General features: G+C 70.5%; 17 protein-coding genes. 8 read left to right on the forward strand and 9 right to left on the reverse strand.

What is annotated here, in order from left to right:
• Positions 1 to 72: 72 nt before the first annotated feature.
• Both D7Y13_RS48710 and D7Y13_RS18500 read right to left on the reverse strand, forming a co-directional pair.
• The gene (locus D7Y13_RS48710; RefSeq protein ID WP_120584689.1) at positions 73 to 1,455 is read right to left on the reverse strand and encodes a tetratricopeptide repeat protein; all 1,383 of its coding nucleotides are present in this window, start codon (positions 1,453 to 1,455) and stop codon (positions 73 to 75) included.
• 11 nt (positions 1,456 to 1,466) lie between these two features.
• On the reverse strand, positions 1,467 to 2,267 hold the full coding sequence (locus D7Y13_RS18500; RefSeq protein WP_120584699.1) for a lysophospholipid acyltransferase family protein: 801 nt from the start codon (positions 2,265 to 2,267) through the stop codon (positions 1,467 to 1,469).
• Positions 2,268 to 2,481: 214 nt separating this feature from the next.
• On the opposite strand from D7Y13_RS18500, the gene D7Y13_RS18505 reads away from it, so the two are divergent.
• Genes D7Y13_RS18505 through D7Y13_RS18515 form a run of 3 tightly spaced genes read left to right on the forward strand, consistent with a single transcriptional unit; the run spans position 2,482 to position 6,056 of the window.
• Complete coding sequence (locus D7Y13_RS18505; protein ID WP_120532348.1) at positions 2,482 to 3,096, forward strand: deoxynucleoside kinase; 615 nt, start codon at positions 2,482 to 2,484, stop codon at positions 3,094 to 3,096.
• Entirely contained in the window at positions 3,093 to 4,268 is a 1,176-nt protein-coding gene (locus tag D7Y13_RS18510; RefSeq protein ID WP_120532347.1) for a DUF2314 domain-containing protein, read from the forward strand. Before D7Y13_RS18505 ends, D7Y13_RS18510 begins: the two co-directional genes overlap by 4 nt.
• A 51-nt stretch (positions 4,269 to 4,319) precedes the next feature.
• Complete coding sequence (locus D7Y13_RS18515) at positions 4,320 to 6,056, forward strand: FHA domain-containing protein (protein WP_120584690.1); 1,737 nt, start codon at positions 4,320 to 4,322, stop codon at positions 6,054 to 6,056.
• Positions 6,057 to 6,070: 14 nt separating this feature from the next.
• Here the strand turns inward: D7Y13_RS18515 and D7Y13_RS18520 are convergent, their stop codons facing one another.
• Entirely contained in the window at positions 6,071 to 6,997 is a 927-nt protein-coding gene (locus tag D7Y13_RS18520) for a DMT family transporter (protein ID WP_120584691.1), read from the reverse strand.
• A 128-nt stretch (positions 6,998 to 7,125) separates the two neighbouring features.
• On the opposite strand from D7Y13_RS18520, the gene D7Y13_RS18525 reads away from it, so the two are divergent.
• Positions 7,126 to 8,043 (forward strand): pseudouridine-5'-phosphate glycosidase, encoded by a 918-nt coding sequence (locus tag D7Y13_RS18525; RefSeq protein WP_120584692.1) that lies wholly within the window; start codon positions 7,126 to 7,128, stop codon positions 8,041 to 8,043.
• 14 nt (positions 8,044 to 8,057) lie between these two features.
• Here the strand turns inward: D7Y13_RS18525 and D7Y13_RS18530 are convergent, their stop codons facing one another.
• Entirely contained in the window at positions 8,058 to 8,552 is a 495-nt protein-coding gene (locus tag D7Y13_RS18530; protein ID WP_120532343.1) for a free L-methionine (R)-S-oxide reductase MsrC, read from the reverse strand.
• A gap of 68 nt (positions 8,553 to 8,620) precedes the next feature.
• Between D7Y13_RS18530 and D7Y13_RS18535 the strand changes: the two genes are divergently transcribed.
• Together D7Y13_RS18535 and D7Y13_RS18540 are read left to right on the forward strand one after the other, a co-directional pair.
• Complete coding sequence (locus D7Y13_RS18535) at positions 8,621 to 9,364, forward strand: SIR2 family NAD-dependent protein deacylase (RefSeq protein ID WP_120532342.1); 744 nt, start codon at positions 8,621 to 8,623, stop codon at positions 9,362 to 9,364.
• Positions 9,365 to 9,544: 180 nt separating this feature from the next.
• A complete protein-coding gene (locus D7Y13_RS18540; protein ID WP_120584693.1) occupies positions 9,545 to 12,643 on the forward strand; it encodes a poly(A) polymerase in 3,099 nt (1,032 codons plus the stop codon).
• Positions 12,644 to 12,668: 25 nt separating this feature from the next.
• Here D7Y13_RS18540 and D7Y13_RS18545 read toward each other — a convergent pair whose 3' ends face one another.
• Entirely contained in the window at positions 12,669 to 13,859 is a 1,191-nt protein-coding gene (locus D7Y13_RS18545; protein WP_120584694.1) for a DUF6068 family protein, read from the reverse strand.
• 385 nt (positions 13,860 to 14,244) lie between these two features.
• Between D7Y13_RS18545 and D7Y13_RS18550 the strand changes: the two genes are divergently transcribed.
• Both D7Y13_RS18550 and D7Y13_RS18555 read left to right on the forward strand, forming a co-directional pair.
• Positions 14,245 to 15,015, forward strand: coding sequence for a zinc-dependent metalloprotease (locus tag D7Y13_RS18550; RefSeq protein WP_120532339.1), 771 nt, complete (start codon positions 14,245 to 14,247; stop codon positions 15,013 to 15,015).
• A gap of 5 nt (positions 15,016 to 15,020) precedes the next feature.
• Entirely contained in the window at positions 15,021 to 15,809 is a 789-nt protein-coding gene (locus D7Y13_RS18555) for a trypsin-like serine peptidase (RefSeq protein ID WP_120584695.1), read from the forward strand.
• Between the two features lie 47 nt (positions 15,810 to 15,856).
• On the opposite strand, the gene D7Y13_RS18560 is transcribed toward D7Y13_RS18555, so the two are convergent.
• From D7Y13_RS18560 to D7Y13_RS18575, 4 genes are all read right to left on the reverse strand, one after another.
• Entirely contained in the window at positions 15,857 to 18,157 is a 2,301-nt protein-coding gene (locus tag D7Y13_RS18560) for a carboxypeptidase-like regulatory domain-containing protein (RefSeq protein WP_120584696.1), read from the reverse strand.
• 123 nt (positions 18,158 to 18,280) lie between these two features.
• Complete coding sequence (locus tag D7Y13_RS18565) at positions 18,281 to 18,766, reverse strand: (2Fe-2S)-binding protein (RefSeq protein ID WP_120584697.1); 486 nt, start codon at positions 18,764 to 18,766, stop codon at positions 18,281 to 18,283.
• A gap of 2 nt (positions 18,767 to 18,768) precedes the next feature.
• A complete protein-coding gene (locus D7Y13_RS18570) occupies positions 18,769 to 20,928 on the reverse strand; it encodes a xanthine dehydrogenase family protein molybdopterin-binding subunit (RefSeq protein WP_120584698.1) in 2,160 nt (719 codons plus the stop codon).
• A 319-nt stretch (positions 20,929 to 21,247) separates the two neighbouring features.
• The coding region (locus tag D7Y13_RS18575) for a hypothetical protein (RefSeq protein WP_120630737.1) at positions 21,248 to 22,228 on the reverse strand (981 nt) is incomplete at its 5' end.

Genomic DNA, 22,228 nt, shown 5'->3' on the forward strand with positions numbered 1-22,228 from the left:
GTGCTGGGGGGGGCGGGTTTGCGCGCGTCGCTCATCGGGAGCTGGAGTGTAGAGGCCCGGATGCGGTGGTGGCTACTGGCCCTTGAGCAGCTGCAGGGCCCGGCTGGCCACCGCGTTGTCGGGCTGGGTCTCCAGCACCTTCCCCAACCAGCGCTCCGCCTCGGCCGTGGCCTTCTGGCGCTCCTGGGGGCCGCGCGCCTTCTGCGCCTCGTCGGTGTAGAGCAGACCCAGGCGCAGGGCGAACTCGGTGTTCTCCGGGTCCTTCTCCGCCACGTACTTCAGCTCCCGCTGGGCGGCCGGGTAGTCCCCGTCCAACTGGTACACGAGCGCCAGCTTGCCGCGCGCGGGCACCGTGTCCGGCGCCAGGGTCACCGCGACCTGGAGCGCGTTCTTCGCCGCGGGCAGGTCGCGCGCTTCCAGGTTCAGGTCGCCCAGGCGGAACCACGCGAGCTCCAGCAGGGGGTTGAGCGCCACGGCCTTCTCGAAGGCGGCACGGGCCGCGTCCGGACGCTGGCGCGACAGGTACAGCTCCCCCAGGTAGAGCTGGTTCTTGCCGTCCCGGGGGGCGCGCTCGATGGCCTGCTTGAACTCGTCCACGGCGCGGCCGGCGTCGTCCAGGCGCTGGTAGGCCAGCCCCAGGAGGGCGTGCACCACGGCCAGGTCCGGGTAGTCGTGGAGGATCTCCTCGAAGGCGATGACGGCGTGCTGGGGCGCATCCAGTTCGTGCAGGAACCGCATGCCCTCCTCGAGCTTCGCCTCCGCGGCCTTGGGGAAGCCCTGGAAGGGGTCCGCCAGCTGGTTCATCAGGGCCCGGGCGGTGGCGACCTCCCCCGGCGACGGGTTGCCGCGCACGACGGTGCCCAGGGCCTCCACGGCGCCCGCGGTGTCGCCGGTGCGGGCCAGGGCCTTGGCCAGGGGCAGCTTCCAGCCCGCGCGCTCCGGGGCCAGCTCCACGGCCTTGCGCAGGGGGCCCAGCGCCGCGACGTACTGCTCCGACTCCAGCCTCGCGACGCCCAGGCGGTAGTGGAACTCCGCGGTGGTGGGGGACAGGGTGATGGCGCGCTCGAAGGCGGCCACCGTGGGCTGGCCCGCGTCCTTCGCCCGCGAGAAGAGCGTCAGTCCCAGCATGTACTGGTCCGTCGCGCGCTCGTTCCGCGCAATGGCCTGGCGCAGCTCCTCCGCCCAGGCGTCCGCGTGGCCCGCCTTCACCTGGGCCTCCGTGAGGGCTCTTGCCACGTCCACGTCGTCCGGCGTGCGTGCGTGCAGCTCGCGCAGGAGCGGGAGGGCCTTTTCCGGCTGGTTCTCATCCAGGTACGCGCGCGCCTGGGCCTGGGGCGCCAGGGCGGTCCCGGTGGCCTTGCCGTGGCCGCAGCCGGTGGCGAGCAGCCCCAGTCCCAGCAGGGCGACGCGGGTCCAGCGGAGCGAGCGGGGACGGTTCAGGGGCTTCAGGTGCACGGAGGGCTCGCTCAGGAGGCTTTGGAGGTGGGAGAGGAGGCCCGCTGCTGCGCGATGCCTTCCTTGCCCTGCAGGGCGATGGCGGCCTCGGTGTCGCCGCCCTTGCCTCCCAGGGAGAGGTTGTCGGCGATGATCTGCTCGCGCACGGCGCGGGCCAGGCCCTCGCGGTCGTTCTCCGCGAACCCCGTCGTGTCGATGGGGCGGCCAATCTTCACGCGCACCGGGCCCGGGGTGATGTTCCACGAGTTCTTGGGCATCAGCGAAGCGCTGCCCTCGATGGTGACGGGGCAGATGGGCACGCGGGCCTTGAGGGCGAGCGCGAACGGCCCCTTCTTGAAGGGCAGCACGGTGCCGTCATGGGAGCGGGTGCCCTCCGGGTACAGGAAGATGCTGGTGCCCTCGCGGACCTTCCGGGCGGCGCGCTCCAGCGATTCGATGGCGGAGGAGCGGTCCCCCCGGTTGATGAAGATGTGGCCCGCCAGCCAGAGGTACCAGCCGATGAAGGGCACGAGGCGCAGCTGGCTCTTGGCCACATAGCGGAAGTCCACCGGCACGGAGATGAAGTGGGCCGGGATGTCGAGCGTGGACTGGTGGTTGCCCACGTAGATGGTGGGTCGCTTCGGGTCCACGTTCTCCGCGCCGATGACTTCCAGGCGCGCCCCCCCGGCCCAGAGCAGCACGGGAGACCAGAGCCGCCGGGCGACCCAGACCGAGCGCGACGGGTTGAGCGTCAGGATCATGGCCGTGATGGAGACGAAGAACATGATCGCCGTCCAGACCGCCGCCACCAACATGCACCACAGCTTGCGCAACATGCGTCGGGTTTCCTCCTACCGGTCGCCTCGTGAGACGGACGGGCCCTGGGAGTACCGCTCACCGGACGGGCGACCGGGCGACGCGTGACTTGACGCGCCGCTGGCACCTGGACGTGCGGGGTGGGACGGGGGCATGCAGTTTATCTACCATGGCTTCCCCCACCATTGTTTCTGGTGTGTGCCGCTCGGCGGGGTTACAAGCAAGGGTGGCGTGGCCAGGAAAAAGTTCATCGCCATCGCGGGCAACATCGGGGCCGGAAAGACGGAGCTCACGTCCTTCCTGTGCCGGAAGTACGGCCTCACGCCGTCCTTCGAGCCCAATGACCAGAACCCCTATCTCGCTGATTTCTACAAGGACATGAAGACGTGGGCGTTCCGCTCGCAGCTCTTCTTCCTGACGCACAAGTTCCGCCTGCACCAGGAGTTGGAGCGCACGCCGGGCACTGTGCTGCAGGACCGGACGCTGTACGAGGACGCCGAAATCTTCGCCAAGAACCTCCACCGGCAGCGGCTCATCGACAAGCGCGACTGGGGCACGTACTGGGAGCTGTACCAGACCATTTCCACGTCGCTCACGCCGCCGGACCTGATGATCTACCTGCGCTGCCCGGTGGCCACGTTGCGTGAGCGCATCCGCCTGCGCGGCCGCGCCATGGAGAAGGACATCCCGACCGCGTACCTCAAGCGCCTCAACGCCCTCTACGAGGAGTGGTTCGAGGGCTACTCGCTGTCACCGGTGCTGGTGCTGGGGACGGACAAGCTGGACTACCTCACCGACCTGGTGGACCGCGTGGACCTCTTCCGACAGATCGAGAAGCACCTGTGAAGGAGGTCTACGTCCTGGCCACCGAGCAGACGGGGCCGCCCCCGCTGGAGGCGCTGCGCGCGGCGTTCGCCACCGACGAGGTGGAGTTCGTGCCGCATGACGACGCGCAGGGCTTCACCGTGCGCGCGGATGGCTCCGAGGTGCGGGTGGTGCTCAAGCCAGAGAGCGAGGGCCGCCCGCGCGTCAACCCGGAGCTGTTCAGCGGCAGCCCGGAGGCCTTCGCCCGCGTGGAGAAGGCCCAGTCCTGCTACGCGTTCCTCCTGGAGCCCGGGGGCGCGCAGCCCACGCTGCCCGTCTTCGAGGCGCTGTGGACCGTGCGCACGCTGATGGAGCTGGTGCCCGGGGTGCTGGTGGACGTGACGGCGTTCAAGCTGCACGAGCCCGAGGACGTGGTGGAGATCACCGAGCTGGACTTCGACATCCGGGACCACGTGCACCTGCACGCCATCGAACTGGCGGAAGGGGACACGCCCTTGTGGGTGCACTCGCACGGGATGGAGAAGTTCGGCGCGCGCGATGTGGAGATCTTCCACCTGGGCGAGGGCGACCTGCTGGCCGCGGAGAGCTTCCTCCATGAGCTGTGCACGGACCTGGCGTTCGCGCAGGGGCCGGCGCTGCGCCAGGAGGTGGCCACCAGCGAGGGCCAGAGCTTCACGATGGTGCCGTCGGAGGAGGCCCGCGCCAACCTGCTGGGCGTGTCGCTGGATGCCTTCGACGGCCATGAGGGGCTGTTCCTCACGGTGGTGTCGCCGCTGGGCCGGCACAACACGACGGAGCTGCTGGCGACCTACCGCGAGCGCTTCGCCAAGGAGCCGGAGGAGCAGACCGCGGCCATGCACGAGGAGGCGCAGGCGCTATTGCCCGCGTTCCTGGCGCGCTTCCAGCGCAAGGGGTTGATGGAGCCCCTGACGTTCCTGGTGCGCGCGCCCTTCGAGACGCACCCGGAGGGCGAGGCGGTGGTGGAGAACCTGTGGCTGGAGGCGGTGACCCGGGACGAGGGCTCCGTGGTGGGCCGGCTGGTGGATGGCGCGGTGCACACCACCGAGTGGCGCAAGGGCGCCCACGTGGAGGTGGAGGAGAAGCAGATCAACGCCCTGGCCATCGCGCGTGAAGGCCGCCCGCTCAACGAGTCCGAGCTGCGGGCCCTGCTGACCGCCGAACGCCCCATGTAGGGCCGGTGCTTGCTGGCGCCCCTCGGGGCGCTGCTAGGCTTGCCCCATCGCATGCCGGCACTCCTGCTGCTCACGGGCCCGTTCGCGGGGCGCCGGTACGACGTCGTCTCCCAACTGACCCTCGGGCGCAGTCCGTCGTGCGACATCCCGCTCGACGACGACCAGGTGTCGCGCCGCCACGCGCAGCTCTTCCTGGACACCGTCGCGGGACAGGTGCGGCTGCGCGACCTGGGGTCCACCAACGGCACGCTCCTCAACGGGCAGCGGCTGGCGCTCCAGGAAGAGGCGGTGCTGCGGCCGGGCGACCGGATGCGCGTGGGCGCCACCATCGCGGTGTTCGAGCCGCCGCCGGTGTCCATCGTCGATGAGCCTTCCGGCGTGTCGGCCTCGGAGCCGGGACATGTCCCCATCGAGGAGGTGCTGCCCCACGTGGGCGCGGCCGCGGCGATGTACTCGGCGGGCACGGCGCTGCTGGGAGCCACCAGCGAGGCGATGGTGCTGCGGCGGCTGGCGGAGGAGACGGCGCACGCGCTCAACGCGGACCGCGCCGCGGCGCTGCTGAGCGGGCCGGAGGGGCTGCGCACCGCGGCGGTGTCCGGCGCCGCGTCCGTGGAGGTGCCTCGCGCGCTGGTCCAGGCCGCGCTGGAGCGCAAGGAGCTGGGACGCACGGACACGGCGCTGTGCTCTCCGCTGGTGGCTTCGGGAGGCCTGCCCTTTGGCGTGCTGTATGTGGAGCGCGAGGAGTCGCCGTTCACGGAGGGCGAGGGGCAACTGCTTGCGTCGCTCGGCCGGCTGGGGGGCGAGGCGTACACGGCGGTGCGCTCCCGTGGCGAGGCGGAGGCGACCGACGTGCCCTGGGTAACGCCGCTGGGGACCTCGCGGGGGTTTCGTGGGCTGCTGGAGGAGGCGCGGCGGGCCGCGGGCAGTGCCGCGCCCGTGGTGTTGCATGGCGAGCCGGGGACGGGGAAGGCGCTGCTGGCGCGCTTCCTTCATGGACGTTCGCCGCGCGCGCTGGGGCCCTGGGTGACGGTGGAGTGCCGACAGACGCTGGAGGCGGTGGAGGTGGCGCTCTTCGGCCGTGCCGGGTCGGCGGGACAGCCTCCGGTGACGTCCGCGGTGCTGCGCGCGGATGCCGGAACGTTGCTGCTGCGCCACGTGGAGGCCCTGCCTCGCGCGGCGGCGGAGCGACTGGCGCGGATGCTCGCCCGGCGCGCGGCCCCGGCCCGGCAGGGCGGTGAGGAGCCCGTGGACGTGCGGGTCGTGGCCACCTGTGCGGCTCCCGTGTCCCGACTGGCCGCGCGCAATGAGTTCGATGTGGCGCTGGCCCGGGGGCTCACGGGCTTCGAACTGGAGGTGCCGCCCTTGCGCGAGCGTCGCGGGGATGTGCCGGTGCTGCTGGAGTCCTTCGCGCTGCGCGCGGCACGGCAGAGCGGGCGGGAAGCGCCGGTGCTGGGCCCGGAGGCGCGACGCCTGCTGGCGGACTATCCGTGGCCCCAGAACGTGCGCGAGCTGGAGCTGGTGGCGGAGCGGCTGGGGCGCGTGTACGCGGCGGGGCAGGTGGGCATCGCGCAGCTTCCTCCTGAGGTCCGTGAGGGCATGGTGGGGCACTCCGCTCGCACGTTGCCGGAACAGGTGGCCCGGCTGGAGCGCGACCTCATCGCGGAGGCGCTGCGCGAGTCGGGCGGCAAGAAGGTTCGCGCGGCGGAGTTGCTGGGCATCAGCCGGCCCACGCTCGACCGGAAGATGCTCGAGTACGAGCTGACGCTGGAGCGCGGGCCACGCGGTTAGGGCCTTGGTGGGACTCAGGCCTTCGTCGTCGCCGTGTCCTTGCGACGGCTGATCAGCACGCCTGTGAGGATGAGCGCGGCTCCGAGCGTCTGGATCAGGGTGGGGCGCTCGCCTCGCAGCGCCCAGGCAGTGAGGGCCGCGACCACGGGGATGCCGGTGCCGTAGAGCGTCGTGCGGTTGGTGCCCACCTGCTGCACGCTGCGGAACCAGACGAAGTACGCGAGCACCAGGGGCACCAGCGCCGAATACACGAGCGCCATCCAGCCGGCGGCGCTCACGCGCGAGGTGTCCATCGCGATGACCTGCGACGCTCCGGCCAGCACCACGCCCGGGGCCCCGGTGAGCATGGTGATGGCGGTGATGCGCAGCGCGGACACGTCCGCTCCCACCGTGCGCGTCCCCACCGTGTAGATGGACCAGCACAGGGAGGCGCCGATGATCAGGGCATCCCCCTGCCACGTCGCCGCGCCCAGGTTCGGCCCCCTCGCGCCCACCACCAGCAACATGCCGACGACCGCCAGGGAGAGACCGGCGATGACCGGGCGGCGGAGCCGTTCGATGCCGAGCGCCGCGCCGAGCGCCGCCGTCACCACCGGACTCACCGCCGTGAGCATCCCGCTGTTGGCCGCCGTCGTGCGCGCGAGGCCCTCGATGAAGCACAGCTGGTACAGCGTGTTGCCCACGAGCCCCAGTCCGGTGAGCCGCAGGAACACCTTCCACGGCATCGGCTTCCAGCCCTCCACCGCCCCCAGCACGAGCCCCATCGCGAGCGCCGCGAGCCCGAAGCGCACCGCCATGAAGGCCCGGGGCGGCATGCCCTCCAGTGCGTCCTTCACCAGGGTGTAGTTGGTGCCCCAGACGACCACCACGGCGAGCATCGCCAGGTCGGATGCGGACAGGAGGCGGGCAGGCGCGGCGACGGCGGGCGACGAGGTACTCACGGCGGCGGGGCATAGGGCGGCGCGGCGACGGATGCAACGTCGGGGATGCACAGGCAGGGAAGCAACCCGGACGTTTCCCCATGCCCGTGCTTGTCCGGCCGCCCCTACCGTGTCGTAAATGCCCGCCCATGGACTTCCGCTATTCGGACGAGGTGCGACGCGCGAAGGACTCCGGGCAGCCGCTGGTGGCGCTGGAGACGAGCGTCGTCGCACAGGGCCTGCCGTACCCCGACAACCTCGGAGCCGCTCGCGCGTGCGAGGAGGCTGTGCGCCGCGCCGGCGCCGTGCCCGCGCCCATCGCCGTGGTGGATGGCGAGGTGTGGGTCGGCCTGGAGGACGCCGCGATGCGACGGCTGGCCGAGGGCAAGGAGAAGCTGCTCAAGCTGGGCTCGCGCGACCTGGCCGTGGCCGTGGCCACCCGCGCGAGCGGTGGCACCACCGTGAGCGCCACGTGCGAACTTGCCGCGGCGGCGGGCATCCGCGTCTTCTCCACCGGCGGCATCGGGGGCGTGCACCGGGGCGCCGCGGAACACTGGGACATCTCCCAGGACATCGCCGCGCTGTCGCGCTACCCGGTCGCCGTGGTGTGCGCGGGCGCCAAGTCCGTGTTGGATCTGCCCAAGACGATGGAGCTGCTGGAGACGGCGGGCGTGCCCGTCATCGGCGTGGGCACGCACGAGCTGCCGTCCTTCTACAGCCGCGAGTCCGGCCTCTCACTGGAGCACCGCGCGGATGATCCGGAGGCGGCCGCGCGCATCGCCCACGCCCGCTTCGAACTGCTGGGGCAGGGCGGCGTGCTCTACACCGTGCCCCCTCCGGAAGAGGCCGCGCTGCCGCGCAATGAAGTGGAGCTGCACATCGCGTCGGCGCTGGCGGACGCGGAGCGGCAGGGCGTCCGGGGGAAGGCCGTGACGCCGTTCCTCCTGGGCGAGATGGCGAAGCGCACCGGCGGCAAGAGCCTCAAGACGAACCTGGCGCTGCTGGTGAACAACGCGCGCTTCGCGGGAGCGCTGGCCGTGGCCTACGCGCGCCTCGCGAAGCGCTGAGTCCCGACGGGCCGTCAGGGTGCGCGGTGCTGGAACCAGGACACCAGGTCCTCCAGCGCCGCGCGGTCCACGTCGTCGAAGGTGTTCTTGTGCTCGGAGTCGATGTCGAGCACCGCGAGCAGCTCGCGGTTGCGGCCGTACACCGGCACGACGATCTCCGACGCGGACCTTCCGTCGCAGGTGATGTGGCCCGGGAAGGCGTGCACGTCCGCCACCACCACCGTCTCGCCCTTCGCGGCGGAAGTGCCGCACACGCCCTTGCCGAAGGTGATCTCCAGGCACCCGAGCGTCCCCTGGTAGGGGCCCACGCGCAGCAGCTTCCCGGGCGTCACCACCCGGTAGAAGCCCGTCCACAGGTGGCCGAAGGCGTTGTGCAGAAGGCAGCTCATCGTCGCCATCGCGCAGATGTCGTCGTCAATGCCCTCGAGGATGGCGAGGGCGTGGGACTTCAGCTCGGCATACGCCTCGGCCTTCGGCTGACCGCGCAGATCCAGGGTGACTTCCGCCATGATGGGCCTCGAAAAGGGGGTTGCCGCCCCTTCTAACAACCCTGGTGCCCGCTGGCACAGGAGGCCTTGTGGAACCGCTTGCCGAACAGCTCGTCCTGGATTCGCGAACCCGCCTGCTCGTGCTTACCGGTGCCGGAGTGTCGGCGGAGAGCGGGGTGCCCACCTTCCGGGGCATGAACGGGCTGTGGGAGAACCACCCCGTGGAGGCCGTGGCGTCCCCCGAGGGCTTCCAGGCGGACCCCGCGCTCGTGTGGCGCTTCTATTCGCAGCGCCGGGCGGGCGCGGCCGACGTGAAGCCCAACCCCGGCCATGACGCACTGGTGCGCTGGGAAGCCCACCTGGGTGACCGCTTCCTCCTGACCACCCAGAACGTGGACGGCCTGCACGCCCGCGCGGGCAGCCAGCGGGTGGTGGACATGCACGGCAACCTCTTCCGCACGAAGTGCGCGGACTGCCAGCGAGAGCCCTTCGCCGACACCTCCGTGCACCCGTCCGGCACGGTGCCGAAGTGCGACAGCTGCGGTGGTCGCCTGCGTCCCGACATCGTCTGGTTCGGGGAGATGCTGGCCCCTTCGGACCTGGAGCGCATCGGCGAGTTCATCTCCCGCAAGGACGGCACGCGGCTGGTGTTCCTGGCCGCGGGCACGTCCGGCGCGGTGTGGCCGGCGGCAGGCATCGTGGACGAGGTGCGCGCCGTGCGCGGGGAGACGTGGCTCGTCAACTACGAGTCCGCCGCGAACACGGAGCGCTTCCACCACTTCGTCCAGGGCCTGAGCGGGCAGGTCCTGCCCACGCTGGCGAAACTCGCCTGACGAGACAGCAGGGGTCCGGCGTGGGCCGATAGGGATTCGCGCATGTGACGGCTGTCAGCCATGCCCCGGCTGTCGCGTCCGGGGGCGGGCGTGTGCGCGGCCCATCGGGGCGTGCGCGGCATTGCTTCCCCGGGGGCACCGGCGTTCCATCCGGGCCCCCTCCGCTCACGGAGCCTCGCCATGTCCCAGGACCGCTTCACGACCAGCCGCGAGGTGTATCACCGCATCCGGTGGGATCCCCGGCTCGACGCCCGCGAGTTCGTTGTCGGCTATGACGCGCACCGCGAGGCGGGGGCATTGGAAGAGATGCCCTTCGAGGCCTTCGTGCCCGACGGTGAGATTCCGTGGCACCGCGTCTGGTACTTCAAGCGCGGCCACCAGAGGGTGTGGGACCGCAAGGCGCGCCTCGACCTCCTGAGCCACACCGGTTCCTCCGAGGACCCCACGCCGCCCCGGCCCGTCGCGGTTCCCGGCTTCACGCCGCTGCCCGCGTACCGGTACGACGCGCGCTCGGGCTCCTGGACGGAGGCTCCCCGCGACACGGGCCACGCGCTCCCCACGCCGGCGCTGCTCACGGTCGCCACCTTCAACGTCCTCTTCGACCTGTACGACGCGGAGCTGCTGGCCACCGAGCGCAGGACCCCGGCGGCGCTCGCCCTGCTGCGCGAAACGGACGCGGACCTCATCGCCCTCCAGGAAGTCACCGCGCCCTTCCTCCGGGCCCTGCTCGCCGAGCCCTGGGTCCGCGAGCGCTACGGGTTGTCGGACGGTCCCGGCGCGAACACCGTGGAGACCTATGGCCAGGTGCTCCTGTCGCGCGTCCCGCTCGCCTCCGTGTGGCAGCGCGTCTTCTCCCGGGACAAGCGCATCATCGCCGCCGAGCTGCGGCTTTCCGGTGGAGCGCTGTGGGTGGCCACGCCGCACCTGACGAGCAACCGCGACCCGGCCGGTGCCTCCGCTCGCGCCGCGCAGGTCCAGGCCCTCATCGAATGGGCCCGCGCGCTCGGTGCCACGAGCGATACCGAGCCCCCGGACCTGGTGCTGGCCGGTGACTTCAACTTCGGCGACGGCGAGCCCGAAGCGGACGTCTTCGCCCGCGCGGGCTTCGTGGATGCGTGGACCGCGCTGAGACCTTCGGAAGCGGGGGAGACGTTCAACCCCCGGCTGAACACGCTGGCCGCGCTCACCACCGTCTCGGGGCGGCTGCGGCGGTTGGATCGAGTGCTGGTCGCGTCTTCCTCCGGACGGCTTGCTCCCCGGAGCATCGGCCTCTTCGCGGAAGCCCCGCTGGAGGGGCCGCCCGCTCCCACGGGACAGGCCCTCTTCGCCTCGGATCACTTCGGCCTGTGCTGCACCCTGCGCCGCGAAGTGGAGGTGTCCTCGGTTGCGTCCGCGTCGCCGGCCTCGGTGGCGTTGGTCCACCACACGGCCCTGGTGCTCATCCCTCCCGAGAGCGCCTGGGCCCCCATCCAGGCCCTGCGCAAGAAGCACGACGCGAAGTTCCAACGGTGGATGCCTCACATCACGCTGCTGTATCCCTTCGTCCCGGAAGAGGACTTCGAGACGGTGGAGGCGCTCCTCGTGGATGCCCTCCAGGGGGTTGAACCCTTCGACGTGACGCTCTCCGCGTTCGGTCTCTTCGAACACCGCGCCAACGCGACGGCGTGGCTCCGCCCCGACGAGCAACCCCAGGGCGCGCTGGCGGCCCTGCACGCGAAGCTCGTGGCGGCCCTGCCTGAATGCGCCGCGTCCGCCCACGGTGGCTTCACGCCGCACCTGTCCGTGGGCCAGCTCGCGCTTTCGGCGAACGGGGACCACGCCCGTGCGCTCTCCGTGTGGCAGCGGAGCTGGCGACCGCTGAAGTTCGCGGTGGGCGAGCTCTGTCTCATCCGGAGGAAGGGCGACGCGCCGTTCGAGGTCGTCCGCCGCATTCCCCTTCCGGGCTCCGCACCACGCGCGCGGCAGGCGGCCCCGGAGCAGGAGGACCTCTCGCTGCGGGCGGCCCTGGCGTCCCTTGGCGCTGGCGAGTCACCGGAGGGGCACGCCGCCAGGACCACGGCGGTGGAGCAGCTGCGCAAGCACTGCGAGCGGGTGGGCACCTCGCTGCATCCCTATGGCTCGTACCTGCTGGGCACGGATGGCGTGGGCAGCGACGTGGACGCGGTCGCCATCGGCCCGGCGGAGCTGTCCCGTGAGGACTTCGCCCAGGCGCTCCTCCAGGAACTGGCCGCGTCCTCCTCCTGCTCCGCCCGCTACGTGGCGGACGCGGCCATCCCCCTGGTGAAGCTGTCCCTGGGGGGCGTGAGCTTCGATCTGGCTTATGCGAGCCGTCCGGAGGGCGTGCCTCCCGAAGAGCCCCTGACGCTGCTCGAACGGCACGGCGCCCGGTTGGACCCCGCGGGCCTCCGCTCCATCCTGGGATTGGCGGACACGCTGGGGCTGCTGGAGGCCATCGCGCGGGACGGCGGACGCACCGAGCGGTTCCACGCGCTGATGCGCGCGGTCAAGGCCTGGGCCCGGGCCCGGGGCATCTACTCCCATGCGCTGGGCTATCTCGGTGGGCTGTCGTGGACGCTGCTCGCGGCCTGGGCTTCTACCCGCGCAGCCCCCGACGTCGTGACGTCCGATGCGTCGCTGCTCGCGCACTTCTTCGGGACGTTCTCCTCCTGGCCGTGGCCCCAGCCGGTGACGCTCACGCCCGAGACGGCTCGCTACCGTCCCGAAGGCAAGCGCGACCTGCTGCCCGTCATCGCTCCCGCGCTCCCGGCGCGAAACACCGCGCGCAACGTGTCGCGCTCCACGTTCCGCGTCCTGCAAGAGGAGCTGCTCCGTGCCCGCGACCTGGTGGCCAGCGCCCGCGCCTCGCGCACGCCCGAAGCCTGGGCGGCGCTCTTCCAGCCCGTGGATGTGAAGGAGGATCTGCCGACCTGTCTGCGATTGTCCGCCGAGGGCCCCACCGCCGAAGCCCGGCAGGTCGTCGAGGGTTGGCTCCTGGGACACCTGACAGCGCTGGTGTATCGGTTGGAAGGGGACCGGCGCCTCTCCGTGCGACCGCTGCAGGCACCGGACGCCGGAGGAACCCTGCTCATCGGGCTGGCGGTGCGTGAGGCCCGGGACGCAGCCGCCTTGTCCTGGCAGCCCCACGGCCCGCTGTTCGAGGCCGTGGAGGCGTTTCGTCTGTCCTTCCGCGAATGGGCGCACCGCCCCGAAGGAACAGCGCTTCGCGTCGAATGGGTGCGTGGGAATGACCGGGGGACTTCCGACGCACCTGCTTCGTAAGGCATTGCCTTGAGAGGGATTGGCGCTACTTCGCGCCCCCGAGCCACGAGCCCCAGCGCACGATTCGCGTGCCGCCTTCGGGCTCGCGCTTGCCACCGGCGACCACGCGCTCGGTGTTGCTGGCGAGCGGCTGGAAGCGCGCTTCATGGGGCAGGCCCGCGAGCCCCGGAGCCCACGGCTCGGCCGCGGTGGTCTGCGAGAAGACGCGCTGGACGCCTTCGACGTTCTCCGTGCTCTGCTCGATGAGGGCGGGCACGGAGTGGCCCTCCGCGGTGAAGGTGCCACGGGTGGTGGACGCGCCGGCGGGAGGCGCATCCGTCGGGGCCAGGGCCTCCCAGGGCAGGCTCAGCAGCACCTCCTCCAGGGGCTCCGGCTCGGCCTGGGAGAAGTCGGAGCAGGGGGCGGCCTGGGGCGCTTCGATGGGGCCCTCGGTGCGCAGCAGGTAGCCGCGCTCGGCGGTGAAGCACACGCGCTGCACGCTGGGGGCGGGGCCCACGTCCACGTGCCGATCGAAGTACGCGCCCGGGCCCAGGGGCCGCTCCAGCGCGGGCACGGGGGCGCTGGCGTCGTCCGAACCCTCGCGGAACTCGCGCAGCGTCAGCTTGACGCCGCCCGGGGTGTGGAAGCCCGCGGACTCGGTGCTCCCTTCCAGCAGGCCGTGGGTGAGGTAGAGCGGGCCCGGCGCGTTGGCGTACACGCGCGTGCGCAGGGGACCGTCCACGGGGCGCTGGTCGCTGACGTAGCGCACGGCCTCCCAGTCACGGCCCGCGCTGGAGGCACGCTCGGCGGTGGCCTCGCCCCCATGGGGCACGTCCAGCGGGCGCGTCGCGTCCGCGCGCACGGGGAGGAGCAGGTCCTGCGCCAGCTTCGGCTGGACCAGGGGCTTGCCGGCCGCGTCGGTGAAGGCCAGGCGCACCCAGACCCAGGGCTGCTGCACGGCCACCACCTCCACCGTCAGCTGGCCCGCCAGGGTGCGTGCGGTGCCGCTGCCTTCACGGCGCTCGGGGCCCTGGGTCGCGGAGAAGGTGTAGGTGACGCGGTCGCCCACGCGGGCGCGCTTCCAGGCCTCGGCATCCTGCCCGGGCAAGGACTTCTGGACCTGGGTGTCGGAGGGGGTGGGGCCGCTGCTCGACTTCGTGCTCTCGCAGCCCGGGAGGAAGGACAGGGCCGCGCCCAACAGCGCGGCAAGGGGAACGGGGACGTGGCGCATTGGCATGGATGTGCGACGGGATACACCCGGAGTGGATTCACGCCCATCCTTTACCCAAACCCCTCACACCCGTTGTGTTCATGGGTGAGCGGGACCCCAGGGCAGGTGACTGATTCAAAGACACCACTGTCCTGAAAAAGGGGGGCCTGACCGTTGGAGGGAAAACCGTTGTCAGGGCGGTTGGTTAGGATTGCCAGCGTCACATTCCTTTACGCTAAGGTTCTGAGAACCTGGAGTGTCAGCGCTCCAGGCAATTCTGCCAATACGGGAGAGTCCCCTCTAGCGCGCCGGATGGCCCGGCAGTTGCTCAGGGGTTGGGCACGCCGGTCCGCGGCTGACGGGAAGGTCAGGCGGCGGCGGGCGTGTCCCCCCGAAACAGAGGAAGAGACAAATGTTCAAGAAAGCGGCAGTCCTCGTGGCGACCTGTGGCGCGTTCCTGTCCGGGTGCGGTAACGACGTGCAGCTTGAGAACCAGGAGATCATCTCCAACCTGGTCGAGGCCGGCTTCCCTGAGAACGACATCATGGTCGTCGACGACGCCGTGTACGTGGGCCGCGACGCCCACGTGACGCTCGAGGCGTCCCGCGAGATGCTCCAGCCCGGCAAGGAGAGCCTGGAGCAGTACCGCACCACGAACCTCGTCGCCTCCACCGTGACGAAGATCTGCATCAACCCCACCTCCGGCTTCAACAGCTACAGCCGCCTGAGCGCGGGACTCGACGCGGCCATCCAGAACTACAACCAGCGCGGCCTGAGCTTCACGATGGCGCGTGGTCCGACCACGGGCTGCAGCGCGAACATCACCGCGACCACCATGTCCGGCGCCGGCGGCTCGGCGGGCTTCCCCACGGGCGGCCGGCCCTACGGGACCATCAACATCGGCACCGGCCTGCAGAGCTACAGCGCGGACGTGAATGAGCACGTCATCACGCACGAGCTCGGCCACGCGATCGGCTTCCGTCACTCGGACTACTACAACCGCTCCATCAGCTGCGGCGGCGCGGCCTCCAACGAGGGCACCGCGGGCGTGGGCGCCATCCTCATCCCCGGCACGTCGAGCACGGCCACGGTCGGCGGCTCGATCATGAACTCCTGCTTCCGTTCGACCGAGACCGGCGAGTGGACCAGCTCTGACATCACGGCGCTGAACTACCTGTACTAAGCCCCATGGCATCAAGGCCCCACGGTCCATTTCTGAAGCTGTGGGGCCCCATCCTCGCGGGCACCTTCTTCCTGGGCGTTTCCGCCTGTGGAAAGTCGGTGCCCGACGAGGAGATCATTGAGGAGCCTGCTCCGGTCTGTGTGAAGACGAAGCCGCCGGAAGTGCGCCGCCTCACGCAGTGCGGCCCAACGGCGGATTTCACCCCCATCAACAGCTATCAGGGGGAGTTCGCGGACATCGTCCAGACCCGCGAGGACGCGGTCGTCCTGATCGACGGGCGCTGCACCGGAACGCTGATTGAAGCGAGCGCGGGACCGGTGGTGGTGACCGCGGGGCACTGTGTCGGGCTTGGGGACCGCTCGCTGCTGGTCTTCAACTTCGAGGACGCGTCCGACGGAGACCCCCTGGTGACGGAGGGCACCGTCATCGAGCAATCGCTCGCACCCGATTACGCGCTCATCCAGTTGGACGTGCTTCCCGCGGTGACGCCGGTCCTGCTGTCGACCGTGGCCACCGAGCGGTTGGCCATCATCCAGCATCCCCGGGGACGGCCCAAGGTCATCGCCGAAGGCGGGTTCCTGGATTCATGTGATCAGCTTGTCTATTACTCGGACCTGGACACCCTGGTAGGCAGCTCCGGCGCGGGCGTGCTCAACCGCCAGGGCCACCTGCTGGGCATCCACACCGACGGCGATTGCGACGAACGGGGCCGGGGCTCCAACCGGGGCTGGACTACTGAAGCGATTGTCGAAGCCTCCCCGTACCTGCAAAACGACGACATCGTCGAGCGTTGAGGCGCTGGCAACGTGCTTCGACGTGGTGTCATGGGCCGCCGTCTCCCTTAACGAGGGAAGATGGTCGCTTTGTCATCCTCGCCAGGATGGCCTGACGTGATCAGCCGCGTCCCCGCGTCCTTGAGGTCCACCGGCACGCGCAGGACATGCAAGCCCCCGTTCATCTCCTGCGTGATGAAGAGCGTGTACCGACCCAGGGGAAGTGCGCTGAAGACGTAGTTGCTTCGTCGGAGCAAAGGGAAGAAGAGCTCCTCCAGGCCACGCTCCGGTCTGACGATGGTGGGCGTCCAATCCGCGACGAAGCCGGCGCGGATGAGCGCCTCCATGGCCAGCGTCGTCCCTGGCATTGGGGGCTCGCCTGGAAGAAGGAAGGCATCGAGGAACTCGTTGGGCACGGGGAAGCGCAAGTGCAGCGCTGCCGGGCCCTGCCTTGCCTCGAAATCCAACGGCCGCCATGCGTGCGGAGGCAGTTGGAGCCGCTGGGGGGAGAAGGCAAGCGGAGGCGGCCAGGGCCGGACCTCATCCTTGGGGGCGGCATCGGTCAGGTGCACGAAGCATTCGCGGTCGCCGGGCACGCGCACCTCGTAGCGGCCCGAGGCGTCCGTCGAGGTGCTCACGCCGAACTTCCCCTCGCAGCGCACGTTCAGGTCCACGCCCGCCAGTGGAACCCGTGCCCCCACCGTCACCGTTCCAGAGAGCCAGGCCAGGGGCACGAGTCGGAGGTCCACCGACGCTTCATCTGGCATCAGCTCGTACAGGACCGTCCCCTGCGCCTGCGCGTCCACGCGGAGCAGCTGGATCCGACTGGCCACATGCTCGAAGCGATAGCGTCCGTCCGCGTCCGTGATCGCCGTCCGATGGGGAGGATGGGGAGCCGAAACGCGGTCCGTCAATTCGAAGGGATCCAACAGCATCACCTTCAGCGAAGGGACGCCCGTGCGCCCATCCTCGGCGACGACACGGCCCTGGACGATTCGGCCCCGGTCGAGGATGACATCCGGGAGGGGGAGCACCTCATGGGGGCGGCCCTTCGCGCGCACGAGCGCGGTCGCGAATCCGTCCGCGTCGATGATCCACTGGTAGGTCTGGGTAAAGAACGCGTCGATGCCGTAGCGGCCCTGCGGATGATGCTGCTCCCAGCGGGAGGCACTGAGCCCGAACCGCTCCACGGGATGTCCGTCCGGTCCCAGGACCCGACCCTCCAATCCTCCATGATCGGACTGGAACACCACCGGCGCATCCTCCCCGGGCACCGGGGACCCTTCCGACTGCCAGGGCGCCTCTCCCTTCGCGCGCAAGAGGAGCGTCTTGGGCTGCTCCAGCGGATCGGGAAGGACGAAGCGTCCGTCTGGATCCGTGTCGACCGTGCAGGTCCCGTGGGTGCCTGGCTCGTCGCGGACACGTTCGGTCCAGACACTCACCTTGCTGTTGCCAAGACCCCTGCCGTCGCGCCCCACCGCGCGCCCTTTCAAGGGACCCACCCCACGGACACCCACGAAACTCACTGTCACTTCCGCTGACTGTTCCGGGAGGACGTCTGCTTCAACGACGCTGGACCAATTACACCCCTTCGCCGGGGAGTAGTAGCCACGCACCCGATAGCGCCCCGCTGCGAGTCGCGGATAGACGACAGCCTCATCGGTTTCCTCCGGAAACAATTCAAGGGTGGATTTGTCGAACTCGCGAGTGATTTCCGCGTCTCCCCCGGGCAACAGCCGCCCTTGTGGATCCAGGACCCGCACCCGCAGCGAGCCAAGGCCTCCCAGCACCACGGAGAGGTCCTGCTGCGGCGCCGTGAGCTCCAGGCGCGTCAGGCTCCAGTCTTCCTTCTCGACACGGAGGACCGCCGCCCCTTCGGGCACGCCTTCGAAGACGAAGCGGCCCTGTTCGTCGCTTTCGACATCCAGCCAGAGGTCGGGATCGCCGGATGGCAGGAGTCGCAGCATCGCGCCAACCACGGGCGTTCCCTTCGGATCCACCACACGCCCCGAGAATGGCACTGCGGGCGTCAGCGTCAGCTCGAGTCCTGCTTCCGACTCCGGAGCAAGCCGCACCTCCGTGCGCGCGCTTTGTACGAAGCCGCGCGCTTCGGCGTGAACGGAATACCGACCCGGTCTCCGCTTCAATCGAAGCGTCCCCTGCGCATCCGTGGTCCCAATCCTGGAAGGCGGCGCGGGGGGCGCACGCCAGATCACCAACGCCGCACCCGGAACGGGGCGCCCCTCGCTGGTCCTGACCCGGACTGTCAGCGCCACTTCCTCCAACGGGTCCAGGGACTCCAATGCCTGACGCCTGCCACTCGCGCACGCGAGCGTCATGACCACGAGTCCCACCCAGCTCCATCGCATGCGGCCACGCTAGCAGGCGCCCGCGGACGCGGCACCGTCCCGTGCGGTTCGCGAAGCTCGGCACGCGGTCCTCGGACGAGTAGATCTTCTACGAAGACTTCAAATGAGCTGCCCGGGCCCGGTTCATCCCTCCCGGGTTCCCGCTCCGCTTCGCAGCAGCAGCGCGGCGCGCTTGATGGCGGCCCGGATGCGCACATAGGTGCCGCAACGGCAGACGTTCTCGCTCATGGCGGCGTCGATGTCCGCGTCCGACGGTTGGGGGTTCTTTCGCAGCAACACGACCGCGGCCATGATCTGCCCGGGTTGGCAGAAGCCGCACTGGGCCACGTCCTCGGCGATCCACGCCTGCTGCACGGGATGCAGCCCTTCGCCTCCCAATCCCTCGATGGTCATCACCTCGCGGCCCGCGACACCTCCCACGGGCTGGAGGCAGGGGCGGAAGGCCTCGCCGTCCAGGTGGCTGGTACACGCGCCGCAGACACCCACCCCGCATCCATACTTGGGCCCCGTGACGCCCAGCACGTCTCGCAGTACCCAAAGCAGGGGCAGGTCCTCGGGCGCTTCCACCGATACCGTCTGGCCATTGAGGATGAACTGATGGGCCGCCATGGTCAGACTCCCTCGTCGAGGATGGGGAAGCGCGTGGGCATGACTCCACTTGCCCGCGCGATCGCGTTGGCCAGGGCCGCCGCCGCGCTGGGATAGCCAAGCTCTCCCACGCCGCCCACGCGGTCGTCCGACCGGACCAGGTGCACCTGGATCTCCGCGGGGACGTGCTTCATCCGCAGCCAGCGGTAGTCCGCGAAGCTGCCCTCGCGCACCGCCCCCGCGTCGATGTGGAGGCCCGCGCTCAGGGTGGTCGACATCGCGTCCACCGCGGCGCCCTGGAGCTGCGCCTCGATGCCCTTCGGGTTGATGGGCAGGCCGACATCCGCGGCGATGACCACGCGCAGCACCCGGGGCGCCGCTCCGGTGACGTCCACCTCCACGAGGTGCGCGATGGCGCTGTCCCACTCCTCCAGGACGGCGACCCCCTGCGCGACCCCGGCCGGCAGCGCCCGGCCCCACCGGCCCTCGGACACCACCTTGTCCAGCACCGCCCTGAGCCGGCTGGAGGTGAGCCGTGAGCGTCTCAACGCGACCGGATCCACCTGGAGCTCCCTCGCCAGTTGATCGACGAAGACCTCGTTGGCCACCCCCACCTGGCTGGTGAACACCGAGCGGAAGGACGCGGTGGGAATGGGAATGGGGACCTCGCTCAACTGCTGCGTCACCAGGCCGAACCGGTAGGGCACGTGTTGGGTCAGCCCGAAGAACACCGCGCTCGTCACGTCGGGGAGGACTTCGCCGACCAGCGCGGTGACGACATCTCCGAACCCGTGGGGAAACTCCACGGTGGGAATCGCGGCGCGGTGATTCCAGCCAAGGATGCTTCCCCCCAGCCCCAGGTGCGCGAGGATCCGGTGGTGGCTGGCGGGCCGGTAGTGCCCGTGGCGCATGTCGTCGTTGCGGCTCCACATCAACTTCACCGGCCGCCCGATGGCCCGTGAGACGAGCGCGGCCTCCACCGCGGCTTCGGGGAAGAACCTGCGGCCGAACCCGCCGCCAGCGCGCACGGTGTGCACGGTGACGTTCTGCGGGGTGAGTTCCCAACCGAGCGCCCGGGCCACCTCGCGCCGCGCGTACTTCGGATCCTGCGCCCCCGACCAGACTTCCGCGTGAGAGCCCTGCACGCGGGCCACGCAGCTCTGCGTCTCCATGGGCGCGTGCGCGAGGTACGGGAAGTCGAAGCGCGCCTCCAGGGTCCGCATCGTGAGCAGCGGGGGCAGGGGCCTGGGCCCGATGGCCCCCACCAACCGGGCGCGGATGTCGGCGTCGGACAGCGCGCTGGCCGGTCCAGGCGCCCAGGTGATCCGCAGGGCGTCACGCGCCGCGAACGCCTGCGCGAAGGTCTCCGCGACCACCGCCACGCCGGACGGGAGGGGCACCACGCCCACCACGCCCGGCATCGCCCGGGCCGCGAAGGCGTCGAAGGATTGGACCTGTCCGCGCAGCGTGGGCGGCCGCGCCACCACCGTCGGCATCGCTCCGGGAACGTCGAGGTCCAGGGCGTAGCGCGCCTTGCCGGTGACGATGTCCCGCGCGTCGATGCGCCCCGTGGGCTGGCCGACCAGGGTGTACTGGCTCGGAGACTTCGGCAGCGGGAGGACTTCGGGCAGCAGCACGCGCGCGGCCTCCTCCGCCAGCTCGCCATAGCCGACCCGGCGACCGTCGGGCGCGCGCACCTCGCCGTTCGCGGTGGTGAGCGTCAGGGCCAGCACCCGCCAACGGTGCGCGGCGGCGGTGATCAACCGTGCCCGGGCATCGGCCGCCGCGGCGCGAAGCGGGCCCGACAGGTAGCGCATCGTCGTCGACAGGCCGGTGAGCTGGATGAGCCAGCGGGGATCCGCGTCGGCGCTGCGCACGTCCACCGCACTGAGCGCCAGGTCGAGCTCCTCGGCGACGAGCATGGCCACGGCCGTGGTGATGCCCTGGCCCATCTCGGTGCGGGGCAGGGTGGTGACGACACGCCCATCGCTCTGGAGGGCGAGGAGGAGGCTGAGGGGCGTCGCCGCCTCCGTCACGGGCGCTTCCGCCGCCGCGGCCGGAGGGAGGTCCAGCCCCAACCGGGCCGCGATCATCAACGTGGGGGAAGCGACGACCCACGTCAGGAACCGACGGCGGTCCATCACCCCGGGAGCGGCCGTATCCGATTTGTGCGTATCCGCCATGCGGACAGCATCGCATACGTCCACGACACGCTGGACTCGGTCCGGTCCGTTGCGTTCCGTGGCCTGACAGGACCCGCGTCCGAATGGAGACAGCCGCACCGGCGCCGGAGCGCGTGCTTGTTCAGAAGGAGTAGCGCGCCTGGAGTCGGAGCTGGCGGGGCGGCTGATGCTCGAGCGGGACGGCAAAGGCATCCATCCGGGTGGCCGTCTGGAAGTTGAAAATGTGTCTCACGCGTTGAACTCCTTCCGGGGTGCGCCGCTTCAACAAGCATCGCGGATCCGGAAGGAGGCGCTGACGCGAGGGACCGGGTCCTCCGGACTAGAATCCGAAGAGACCCTTGATGCCCTTCTTGATGTCGTTGCCGACGTCCTTGGCACCCTCGGCGATCTTGTTGCCGACGTCCTTGGCGCCGTCCGTGACCTTGTTCGTGACGTCCTTGGCGCCGTCCGCGACCTTGTTGCCGACGTCCTTGACCGCTTCGGAGGCCTTGCCCCCGGTGAAGTTGTCGACCGTGTTCTTCACCTTGTTGAAGTCGATGGTGTACGACGTGCCCACGCCCAGCCCGACGCCCAGCGCCGCCTTGGCCTTGCCGCCGATGGTCAGCTTGCCGTCCTCGAAGGCCACCTTCGCGTCCACCGCGGCGCCCACCCCAGCGATGGCGCTGCCCGTCACGGAACCCTGCACGGGGCCGAACTCGCCGCGAGCCGTGGCGCTCGCCTCGGCACCCACCAGCGCGCCCGCGCCCACCTCCGCGCCCATGTCCCCGTTCTTGGGGTTCAGGTCGATCTTGGCCTTCGCATCCGCGTTGGCGCCCACCAACGCCTCGCCGTGCACGCCGCCGTAGACCTTGCCGTCGACCTTATCCAGACCCTTGATGTCCTTCAGGTCCTTGCCGAAGCCCGCGTCGCCGCGCAGGCTGGCGATGTTGGCCTCGCCACCGGCCCGGCCGCCAATCTCCCACGGCATCACGCGGTAGGACGCATCGCCCTGGACTTCGGCGGCGCTGGCCTCGATCTGCGCGCCGGTGCCGTCCTTGCTGAAGCCCGTGCCGGTCTTGAACTCCGCCGCGTCCTTCTGCCAGGAGACGTACTTGCTGCTCTCGTTGCCCGCCACCTGGCCCGGGCCGGTGTTGCCCTGGGTGACCTGACGCCCGTCCTTCTTCGCCGCGCTGGCGTCCGCCTTGTCGCCCTTGCGGGGGTCCAGGAAGATGTCCTGGCCCCACTGCTGGCTGAACTTCGTGTCCGGCTGGTGCTTGTCGATGAAGCCGCCCTTGTTCGGGGCCGGGGTCGCGGTGGGAGC

Source organism: Corallococcus praedator (assembly GCF_003612125.1).
Lineage (GTDB): Bacteria > Myxococcota > Myxococcia > Myxococcales > Myxococcaceae > Corallococcus > Corallococcus praedator.

What these genes read in the sequence shown, in the direction of transcription:
- D7Y13_RS18515 (WP_120584690.1), top strand. Translation starts at nt 4,320, where the DNA reads ATGCCGGCACTCCTGCTGCTCACGGGCCCGTTCGCGGGGCGCCGGTAC.
- D7Y13_RS18525 (WP_120584692.1), top strand. Translation starts at nt 7,126, where the DNA reads ATGGACTTCCGCTATTCGGACGAGGTGCGACGCGCGAAGGACTCCGGG.
- D7Y13_RS18530 (WP_120532343.1), bottom strand. Translation starts at nt 8,552, where the DNA reads ATGGCGGAAGTCACCCTGGATCTGCGCGGTCAGCCGAAGGCCGAGGCG.
- D7Y13_RS18540 (WP_120584693.1), top strand. Translation starts at nt 9,545, where the DNA reads ATGTCCCAGGACCGCTTCACGACCAGCCGCGAGGTGTATCACCGCATC.
- D7Y13_RS18545 (WP_120584694.1), bottom strand. Translation starts at nt 13,859, where the DNA reads ATGCCAATGCGCCACGTCCCCGTTCCCCTTGCCGCGCTGTTGGGCGCG.
- D7Y13_RS18550 (WP_120532339.1), top strand. Translation starts at nt 14,245, where the DNA reads ATGTTCAAGAAAGCGGCAGTCCTCGTGGCGACCTGTGGCGCGTTCCTG.
- D7Y13_RS18555 (WP_120584695.1), top strand. Translation starts at nt 15,021, where the DNA reads ATGGCATCAAGGCCCCACGGTCCATTTCTGAAGCTGTGGGGCCCCATC.
- D7Y13_RS18560 (WP_120584696.1), bottom strand. Translation starts at nt 18,157, where the DNA reads ATGCGATGGAGCTGGGTGGGACTCGTGGTCATGACGCTCGCGTGCGCG.
- D7Y13_RS18565 (WP_120584697.1), bottom strand. Translation starts at nt 18,766, where the DNA reads ATGGCGGCCCATCAGTTCATCCTCAATGGCCAGACGGTATCGGTGGAA.
- D7Y13_RS18570 (WP_120584698.1), bottom strand. Translation starts at nt 20,928, where the DNA reads ATGGCGGATACGCACAAATCGGATACGGCCGCTCCCGGGGTGATGGAC.